Genomic DNA, 8,652 nt, shown 5'->3' with positions numbered 1-8,652 from the left:
ATGGCACAGGCACAACGGCTCGCGGGCTATGGTCTAGACGTTTTGAAGAAGCTGTTTAGAATGAAATAGCCCTGCTCCAGATTGCCAATTTTCAGGTATTAATTTCGTGTAGCAATCAATTATGATATCAAAATGACTTTGTTGACGCAGATATTCATAAGCTCTCGATAGTGCTCTCGCAGCTTCATCCCAATCTTTTGCCTGACAAGCATGATAGTGCGCTCTCAGCAAAGGCTTAACATCCTTAAATTCCTTCCATTCAGCTTCCGGTTTAACAATACTAAGGAAATGGCGGCAGGCTTTACGGTGAGCAGTACCGGCTAACTCAGGATTAAGTAGCTGAGAAGCTTTTTCTTCTACCAATGGGTGCATTTGGTAAGATTCATGATTTCGGTTATAGTCCAGCAGTTGCCGACGTTTCAATGCCTCAATGACGTTTTCTTTGACATCGCGTTTGCTCATTTCAGACATTTGAGCAGCAATTCCGTCAACTGACAGCGCATATTGAGGTGTTTCATAAACAGATATTTGGCTCAGACACATCAATTCTTCTTCACTAAGGCGCTGAATTACTTCGTCAATGAGTTGGTCTAAACGATTTACAAGTAACCAGTTAACATCATTTAAAAATATGCTGACACTTCCCTGATATTCAGCCTCATTCAAAATTAATGCTGCAACAATTTCTAGTGCTTTAGGGTGTCCGTCATAGCGTTTAGCTAATTTTGCTAATTCGTCTGGAGTAGCAATCAAATTAAAATTTTTTAGTAAGGCAACAGCCGACTCTTGATCTAATCCTCCTAAAGGCAATGTTTGAGTTTCTCGTCCTGACAGTGCGGCTAATATTTCCCGACTGGTAAACATTACTTTACTTTGATGCTCTGTCTCTGCTATTTGCTGAAATAACCAAGCATACTCCGCACACTCATCAGCAAAATAGCCTGCTCGTTTTGCCTTGCCAGTTTGCAACACTGTCTCGACGTTATCCAGCACTACGAGACAAGGCTTTTCTTTAAGAAACTTTACCAAACGATCAGTTTTTTGACGATAGTCATTAAGGATAGTGAACGCGGGTGTAATTTCGCCATTGCAAAGAGTGAGCAATAGGGAATCAATAATGCCATCAAATCGAGGAGCTCTGCCAGTGGGCGATTGCAAAGTTTCCCAAGCAGCAACGGTAAAAGGGGCGTTTTCCGCTTGTAACTGGCGGACTAGCTGACTGGCGAGAGTTGTTTTGCCAATCCCAGCTAAACCAACGAGACAAACGGCGGTGATGGTAATGGCCCTAGTGTCTGGATCGAGAATCTGGGATTTGAGGGTGTCGATTTCGTGCGACCGCCCTACCCAATTCCTAACGGGTGCAATTTTTTCAGGGAGTGCAAAGCTTTTAGTCTGTTCATCTCCTATGAGCTTTTTTTCGGAGTCAGGGGAAATAGGGGAGATGGGAGCTATCATTTGCTCTATTTCCTCAGCATTTTTAGCTTCCGCAACTTCTTCCCATTTAACACCCACCACCTCACAAATATTTATAAAAGTATCTCGATAAATCCGGTCTCCACTCAAAAACCGCTTCAACGTTGAGATTGAGGTAAAAGCAGCTTGCCGCCACTTTTCTTGAGTCCAGCGTTTTTTGCGTCTAGCTTCGTCAAGGATTTTTAGTCCCTGTTCTGATGCCCTCAGCTTATCACCCATACTTCACCATTATCCTAAAATTGCTCCGAGCCAATTTTAGCTCACTTTGGTTCAGTAACAGAAGCAGTGAGCCATTTAGTGAGCTAAAAAGATGAGCTAAACTGAGCCTCCAAGCCAATTTGTATCTGAGATATTAGAAATGTGGGAAGGAAATTCAAGTAAAAACTTCCCCACACTCAATTCAATACAAAAGGAGTAACTGCAATGCCTGAAGAATATAAAGGATACGATCGCGAACGCACAGAACAGATAGAACAGCGAAATGGAGAAGTCGGCGATACAGAGTGGACTTCTTCAACAACAGCGGCTGTATCACAAGCAGCGGCGGCAGCAGCAGCAAGCGGTAGTTTATCTGCTTCATCAAGTTCGTCATCAGATGATGACGATTCTGATGATAGCTAATCTTCTATCGCAGTAGATAAGTAGATAGGGTGGAGAATGATCACCCTTCTGCTGAGACAATATGAGCGATCGCGCTTACCAGTATTTGACTACTCTCATAGAGTTCAGTTACAGATTTTGCTAACCGATGAACCCGACACTAAGTAAGTGACAAATAGGTTAGGTGAAGCGCATAACTTTGAATTCTATTTCCCTATAAAAACACAAAACAATTCAGTAAAAAAGGAAAATCCATGCCTTCACCGTCTGATTTTGGTATCAATCTCAATTCAAGTAACTACACCAATTCTACCGTCAACCCCTTCGCTGCTTTTGGCAATCCCAGTAATGTACCAGCCAACAGAAACTTCCTGTGGTGTACTGAGTTTGCTTTCGGTCGAGCTGCCGAGAAAGGCTTGATTAATGCGAACTCGGGTTTAGGTGCTAAGATTCGCGGTCACGCTGGGCAATGGGACGATCAAGCTGGCTCTTGGAGTAGCCAACCTCGCGCCAACAGCTTTATTGTTTGGGATTCTACTGGTGCAGGAGACCCCTATGGTCATGTAGCCTTTGTCGAGCGAGTCAACTCCAATGGCTCGGTTGAAATCACTGAGGGCAACTACGGCTGGAACGGAGCGTTCAACACTCGCACGTTGTCTCCATCGCAATTTCAGGGAACGAAGTTTGTTTATCTCGGAGGCGGTGTTACCACTCCACCCCCGCCTCCAGGTGGCACAGTTTTCACGGGTGGGGCAGGCAATGACACCCTCTACGGGCGCAGCACCAACGACACTTTGATTGGTAATGCTGGCAACGACACCATGTACGGTGAAGCAGGTAACGACTACCTGAACGGTGGTCCGGGCAATGACTACCTCGATGCCTACGCCAGCTTCAACAGAGCCGATTTCGACACCTTAGAAGGAGGGACTGGGGCTGATACCTTCGTTCTGGGGAATACCCGTCAGGGGATGTTCTACCAGGGCAACGGTCATGCCACAATTGTTGACTACAACTTCCGCGATGACTACATCCAGTTGCGCGGTAATGCCAGTCAGTATCGCCTCATCAATCAGGGCAATGACAAGCTCATACAAACTACGGGCGGAGACACGCTGGCTCTTGTCAAAAACGTGCCTGACCTGAGCTTCAATGTCACGTCTTCGCGTCGGGATTTTAATTTTGTTTAACTTGCTTAGAGGAACCAAGGAATAATTTTCTTGTTACAGTTATTGACCTGCGGCTATTTGGTTCTAACGTTGTCGTCTACAACGAATAGCATTTCCGGTAATACTAGAAGCCACTAACAGGGTGCAGCGCTCAATGCTTACACCCTTTTTTCTAAAATTTGATTGTCAAATATTACGGAATTTCACTTCAAAATAACACCAATCTTTTCTCGATCGTGAGCTTTGAGCAAACTCGCCGGATCGGGCCCAGCGGGGATAATGCAGCCGGGATTCAGCGGGAACAAATTGCCGTAATAATCGCGCTTGACAGCCTCCAAATCGCAAGTACCCGCAACTCCCGGTAACTGGTATAAATCGCGCAGATAAGCTCCCAAATGCTCGTAATCTTGAATGCGGCGCACATTGCATTTGAACAAGCTGTAGTAAACGGCATCAAAACGGAATAGAGTAGTAAAAAGCCGCACGTCTGCTAAAGTCACCCGATCGCCACAAAGATAACGGCTCCTCAAGAGCGATCGATCTATCTCGTCTAAAACAGCAAACAATTCACTGCAAGCCGAGTCATAAGCAGCTTGAGATTGCGCGAAACCGCAGCGATAAACGCCGTTATTCACCGATTGGTAAATCTTCTCATTCCACTCGTCAATTTGCGATCGCAAATCCAGAGGATAAAGATCCATTTGAGGATTGCTAGCAAACTCGTTAAACTCCGAGTTTAGCATCACAATAATTTCCGAACTCTCGTTATTGACGATCGCCTTTTTCGAGTCATCCCACAGCACCGGCACCGTACACCGCCCCTGATAGCCCGGTAAAGCCAACTGGTAAAGTTCCGGCACCGTGTTGCAGCCAAAAGTCTCCGACTCCATCACCCACATTCCCCCTTCAGAGGGATAGACAATAGACACGGATATCGCATCCTCAAGCCCTTTGAGCGCCCTCGTCACCAGAGTGCGGTGCGCCCAAGGGCATCCCGTACCCACGAAGAGGCGATACCGTCCCGCAGCGGGCCCGTGAGGGTTGTCTGGTGCAGTGCTGACAAAGTTGCGGAAACTGCTGCTGGGGCGAATGTATGCTCCGGTGCGATCGGGCGGCGCTAGTTTTGACATCATTAATTGCCACATTGATGTCCAGACAAATTTGCCTAGCTTGACTGTTACGGATGAAGGAAGCGATTTGTTTTTCACAATGCGATTAAAAGAGGTTTGCTAAACATAATCAGCTTATTTTAACTCACATTGCCAGGTTTATTCCCTCGTCCCCAGGCTCTGCCTGGGAACGCACATCCAGAGGCTCTGCCTCGATCTGTTCCCTCACCTGAGAACGAGTTTTCTAGGATCTGCCAGAGGCTATTTCAGCATAAGCTCGATCGATCAATCGGCGAGCAACCGTCTGAATTCCCGTATGTTCGTAATAATTGGTAGTCATGTCTAAAAACGCGGCGACATAATCCAATTTGTCATCGGTAACATCAATGTATTGCTTGAGATGGCCTAAAACTATGGCGGGAGTTAAGCCGCGAGATTGTACTAAATTGTTCATCCAACCTTGGGCTGAGGCGAAACTTGCTGTCAGAAATCCGAACTTTTGTGAATTATTTGCGCCGGGAATTAGGTTGCCGATATTTTGGAATGTTGAGTTTTGCTGCAAGGTTGAAGGATTCAATCCGCCTAGGGTATTTTGTGCTACTCTAATGAAGTCCGGGCCAAGGGGAATTAAACCGTCAGCACAAACTAAAGCAGCCATCCGCATCAGAGATTCGCCTTTGTAATGAGATAAATAATTACCAAAGCTTCCCACATTGTCAAGAGAAATATTGTTAAGTTTGCAGTAGGCAATTAGCTCGATCGCCACTTTGACGCACAAGTCGATCGTTTGAGTTGTGTCAGCTTTGGGAGTGAGGCGGTTGAGAAAGGAAAGAAAGCCGATATTTTCGCCGATTTTATTCGCCATAGCCGTTGCACCTAACGCACTGTCGGCGCTGTCTGCTAACTGGTAAAGCCTGAGTACGCCTTGATATGGCTCATTGGGGTTAGCGTAAAGCTCGATCGCGCGATCGCGAATTTTCCCAACTAATTTGCGCTTTGTTTCCCCTGTCAGCGCTTGAATAGTATTATCAAAACCCGTTAGATTGTTCCACTCCCCCGGAACCACAAAATCGAGAGATTTTAACATCTTCACAGTGACGCCACCCGAGGGCAAATTGTCAACCAATTCCACAATAGATTTACTCACAGCAAACTCCTGAATAGCCTGATTTAAAAATGTTCTATCAAATACTCCAACTTCGGGCAAAGGGATTCCAGAAAAGTCTAAATTCTGACGGATGCCAGCGGTTAATAGTTTTGAGTTATAATAATTCCCAAGCAGCGAACTTACATATGACAGTCATCATGGCAAAACTTACACTTCAAGTCCGAACAGATGATAATTTGCTAGATCTGCTTGCCAAGTCAGAGTCTGGGGCTTGGGTTATTGCAGAAGACAGGGTTCAGAGAATTACTCATGTTCAAGTTATAAACTTTGTCGGATCACAGATGATTGAAGGTATATTTGACCGAAGCGCCAGCTATAGAAAAGAGGATAATAGGCTTGTTGTAAAGTTTTTAGACGGGCGTATTGTCAATTGCAATGTTCAGTTTGTTGGACAAAACCCTGTCCGCTATATTTGAGATGTACTAATTCATTACCTCCATGACGCTTAACTAAAATTTATGGATTTCACAGCCACTTTAAATCAGATCGTCGCCCTCAGCATTCAAGATCGGATTCGTCTTGTACAAGCAATCTTGGAAAGTATAGCGGCAGAACAGGTTCACCCCGACCTTACAGAGTTTCAAAAGCAGGAACTCGATCGCCGAATTAATGATTCTGAAGCAAATCCTGAAAATGTGCTGACTTGGGAAGAAGTTAAAGCTTCAGTCAAAGCACGAAAATGAACTATGAATCCAGTGCCGTGGTAAAATAACTATCGCCAAATAGAAACAAATAAAATATGACTGCTGCTGTTAACACAACTCCAGGATTAGCATCGCGATTAGTAAACGGCGTACTCTCCATCAAACCTTTGGCTAATCTAGCCAAGCACCAAGCGCGGGAAATGATGATAACAAGAGCAGAAAAAATCGGAGTGCATTGGCGAAAAGAAGCCCAAGCACTTTTAGCTCGAAATTGGGATGCAGAATTGCTCAGCGTCCAAAATCCCGATCTTGTTTACCCGAAATATTATCTAACTTCATTCCACGCTTATGAAAAAGGCAATATGAGTTGGGAAGCTGCTACAGAAGTAGAAGTTGCCGCCCGTACAGTTCACGCGGGAATTTGGCCGGAAGCGGGTGCAGAAGGCGATGCAAAACTCCGCGCCAGCTATCACGAAGTCATCAAATCTCAAATTGCTTCTTCACCCCAAGATATTGTTGATTTGGGATGCAGTGTGGGAATGAGTACCTTTGCTCTTGGGGATGTTTACCCGGAAGCGAAGATGACTGGGGTGGAGTTGTCGCCTTATTTCTTAGCAGTTGCTAAATACCGTTCCCAACAGCGAGAATCTGAATTGTTAAATCAAAAATCTCCGACTTGGGTTCACGCTGCTGCTGAATCTACTGGTTTGCCTGCGGCTGCTTTTGATTTAGTTTCTATTTGTTTAGTATGTCACGAATTACCGCAGAAAGCTACTAGAGAAGTGTTCCGGGAAGCGAGGCGTTTGCTGCGTGTTGGCGGACATTTGACAATTATGGATATGAATCCTCAGTCGGAAGTTTATGCCAAAATGCCTCCTTATATTTTGACTTTGCTCAAGAGTACGGAGCCTTATTTGGATCAGTATTTTGGGTTGGATATTGAGCAAGCTTTAGTTGATTCTGGTTTTGCAAAGCCGACAATCACTGGCAATACAGTCCGACACCGCACTATTGTTGCTGAGGCAATAAATAGTCAGGTTTAATGTTTGAAAAATGTTTGCGGTCGATGATGCTTAAAAAATGTATTAGACCGCAACAACGGTATAATCATCAGGACTTCTGATAACTAAAAGTATGTTAAGCGACGTAAGAGTGGGTAAGCCGAGCTTGGATGATGTCTTATCTTTGGATGGTTCGCAACAAGTGCAAAGAACGTTTTGCATGAAGCCAGAGCCAGCAACAGTTGTTTCTCTTTTTTCTGGTTGTGGCGGTATGGATTTAGGTCTATCTGGTGGCTTTAGATTTCTGGCAAAATGGTACAAACCACTCCCTTTAGATATTGTATGGGCGAACGATATCAACGAGTTTGCTTGCAGAACCTACAAGCATAATCTTGGCAAAAAAATAATTTGTGGTGACATTTGGAATTTGATGGATACTATGCCAAAGTATGCCGATGTAGTTGTTGGTGGTTTCCCTTGTCAAGACATATCCGTCAATGGTAAACGGGCTGGTATTGATGGTAGTAGAAGTGGACTTTATAAAGCAATGGTCGAGGCAGTAAAAAGGCTCCAACCAAAAATATTTGTAGCCGAAAATGTGAAAGGACTGCTGATGCAAAATAACAAAGCATCTTTAGAAAAAGTGATATCAGATTTTTCAAGCATTGGCTATGAGGTAGATTACAGACTATATCATGCAGCAGACTTTGGAGTTCCCCAAACTAGAGATCGAGTTTTCATTGTGGGCACACAGCCAGGAGTTAATTTTGAACCTCCAAGGCCAATTCTTTCAAAAGCCGAGCATATTACATCTGAACAAGCGATCGCCGATCTAGAGCAAATGCCAGAAGATGAATCAATTAACCATATTTGGAGCAAAGCAAACCGAAGCCCCGAGCAAGGGAGCAGATGCTTGAAAGCCGACAGACCGGGCTACACAATACGGGCAGAATGTCACGGAAATATACAGTTTCACTATAATCAGCCTAGGAGAATTTCCATGCGGGAGGCGGCACGCATCCAGTCTTTTCCCGACAAGTTTATTTTTCAGTCTAAGCTCCGAGAAACAGAGCGACAGATCGGTAATGCTGTTCCACCCGTATTATCTTGGCATATTGGCAAGGCTGTGATTGCTGCACTAAATAACTAAAGAAGCAAATGAATATTGATGAATTTGAAGCTATTGTATCAGAAGTTGTAGAGCGACTAAATCAAACAATCAGAATAAGTGGCAAGTTCACATTTTCCAAACAATTTGAGGACGAAGTTAGAAATGTGCTTGCGTCGATGGGGTTAACCATTAACTATGAACCTCATCCTCATGTCTTCCCTGATATATCGCTGGGCGAGTTTGGCATAGAGGTTAAATTCACAACGAATGATACATGGAGAAGCATCGCGAACAGTATATTAGACATCTCCGAAAACAATCAAAGCCTCTGTGTAGTTAAGCTCCTTGACGTAAATGTAATCATCCTAAATTAGCTA

General features: G+C 44.5%; 10 protein-coding genes. 7 read left to right on the top strand and 3 right to left on the bottom strand.

What is annotated here, in order from left to right; all coding sequences use genetic code 11:
* Window positions 1–33 precede the first annotated feature (33 nt).
* A complete protein-coding gene (locus QUB44_RS29630) occupies window positions 34–1,692 on the bottom strand; it encodes an NB-ARC domain-containing protein (RefSeq protein WP_333373208.1) in 1,659 nt (552 codons plus the stop codon).
* A gap of 204 nt (window positions 1,693–1,896) precedes the next feature.
* On the opposite strand from QUB44_RS29630, the gene QUB44_RS29625 reads away from it, so the two are divergent.
* Window positions 1,897–2,094, top strand: coding sequence for a hypothetical protein (locus tag QUB44_RS29625; protein ID WP_333373206.1), 198 nt, complete (start codon window positions 1,897–1,899; stop codon window positions 2,092–2,094).
* 233 nt (window positions 2,095–2,327) lie between these two features.
* Window positions 2,328–3,263, top strand: a complete 936-nt coding sequence (locus tag QUB44_RS29620) for a CHAP domain-containing protein (protein ID WP_333373203.1) — start codon at window positions 2,328–2,330, stop codon at window positions 3,261–3,263.
* A 182-nt stretch (window positions 3,264–3,445) separates the two neighbouring features.
* Here QUB44_RS29620 and QUB44_RS29615 read toward each other — a convergent pair whose 3' ends face one another.
* Together QUB44_RS29615 and QUB44_RS29610 are read right to left on the bottom strand one after the other, a co-directional pair.
* Window positions 3,446–4,387: a glutathione S-transferase family protein gene (locus QUB44_RS29615; protein WP_333373210.1), complete on the bottom strand. Its 942-nt coding sequence runs from the start codon at window positions 4,385–4,387 to the stop codon at window positions 3,446–3,448.
* Window positions 4,388–4,595: 208 nt separating this feature from the next.
* A complete protein-coding gene (locus QUB44_RS29610; protein ID WP_333373200.1) occupies window positions 4,596–5,498 on the bottom strand; it encodes a hypothetical protein in 903 nt (300 codons plus the stop codon).
* Window positions 5,499–5,644: 146 nt separating this feature from the next.
* Between QUB44_RS29610 and QUB44_RS29605 the strand changes: the two genes are divergently transcribed.
* The 5 genes from QUB44_RS29605 (at window position 5,645) to QUB44_RS29585 (ending at window position 8,649) form a co-directional block, all read left to right on the top strand.
* On the top strand, window positions 5,645–5,935 hold the full coding sequence (locus QUB44_RS29605) for a hypothetical protein (protein WP_194066274.1): 291 nt from the start codon (window positions 5,645–5,647) through the stop codon (window positions 5,933–5,935).
* 42 nt (window positions 5,936–5,977) lie between these two features.
* Window positions 5,978–6,202 carry an addiction module protein gene (locus QUB44_RS29600; protein ID WP_106148069.1) on the top strand — a complete coding sequence of 75 codons (225 nt, stop codon included), beginning with the start codon at window positions 5,978–5,980 and terminating at the stop codon, window positions 6,200–6,202.
* Window positions 6,203–6,258: 56 nt separating this feature from the next.
* Window positions 6,259–7,206 (top strand): class I SAM-dependent methyltransferase, encoded by a 948-nt coding sequence (locus QUB44_RS29595; RefSeq protein WP_333373198.1) that lies wholly within the window; start codon window positions 6,259–6,261, stop codon window positions 7,204–7,206.
* A 178-nt stretch (window positions 7,207–7,384) separates the two neighbouring features.
* Window positions 7,385–8,314, top strand: a complete 930-nt coding sequence (locus QUB44_RS29590) for a DNA cytosine methyltransferase (RefSeq protein WP_333373196.1) — start codon at window positions 7,385–7,387, stop codon at window positions 8,312–8,314.
* An 8-nt stretch (window positions 8,315–8,322) separates the two neighbouring features.
* A complete protein-coding gene (locus tag QUB44_RS29585) occupies window positions 8,323–8,649 on the top strand; it encodes a hypothetical protein (protein WP_333373193.1) in 327 nt (108 codons plus the stop codon).
* The last annotated feature ends 3 nt before the right edge of the window (window positions 8,650–8,652 follow it).

Origin of the sequence: Microcoleus sp. AT3-D2 (assembly GCF_036705715.1) — a bacterium.
Classification (GTDB): Bacteria; Cyanobacteriota; Cyanobacteriia; order Cyanobacteriales; family Microcoleaceae; genus Microcoleus.
This window is presented reverse-complemented; position numbering and strand designations above follow the sequence as displayed.

Excerpts from the sequence above, each read along its gene's own strand:
- QUB44_RS29630 (WP_333373208.1), bottom strand. The coding sequence starts at position 1,692 with ATGGGTGATAAGCTGAGGGCATCAGAACAGGGACTAAAAATCCTTGAC.
- QUB44_RS29625 (WP_333373206.1), top strand. The coding sequence starts at position 1,897 with ATGCCTGAAGAATATAAAGGATACGATCGCGAACGCACAGAACAGATA.
- QUB44_RS29620 (WP_333373203.1), top strand. The coding sequence starts at position 2,328 with ATGCCTTCACCGTCTGATTTTGGTATCAATCTCAATTCAAGTAACTAC.
- QUB44_RS29615 (WP_333373210.1), bottom strand. The coding sequence starts at position 4,387 with ATGTGGCAATTAATGATGTCAAAACTAGCGCCGCCCGATCGCACCGGA.
- QUB44_RS29605 (WP_194066274.1), top strand. The coding sequence starts at position 5,645 with ATGACAGTCATCATGGCAAAACTTACACTTCAAGTCCGAACAGATGAT.
- QUB44_RS29600 (WP_106148069.1), top strand. The coding sequence starts at position 5,978 with ATGGATTTCACAGCCACTTTAAATCAGATCGTCGCCCTCAGCATTCAA.
- QUB44_RS29595 (WP_333373198.1), top strand. The coding sequence starts at position 6,259 with ATGACTGCTGCTGTTAACACAACTCCAGGATTAGCATCGCGATTAGTA.
- QUB44_RS29590 (WP_333373196.1), top strand. The coding sequence starts at position 7,385 with ATGAAGCCAGAGCCAGCAACAGTTGTTTCTCTTTTTTCTGGTTGTGGC.
- QUB44_RS29585 (WP_333373193.1), top strand. The coding sequence starts at position 8,323 with ATGAATATTGATGAATTTGAAGCTATTGTATCAGAAGTTGTAGAGCGA.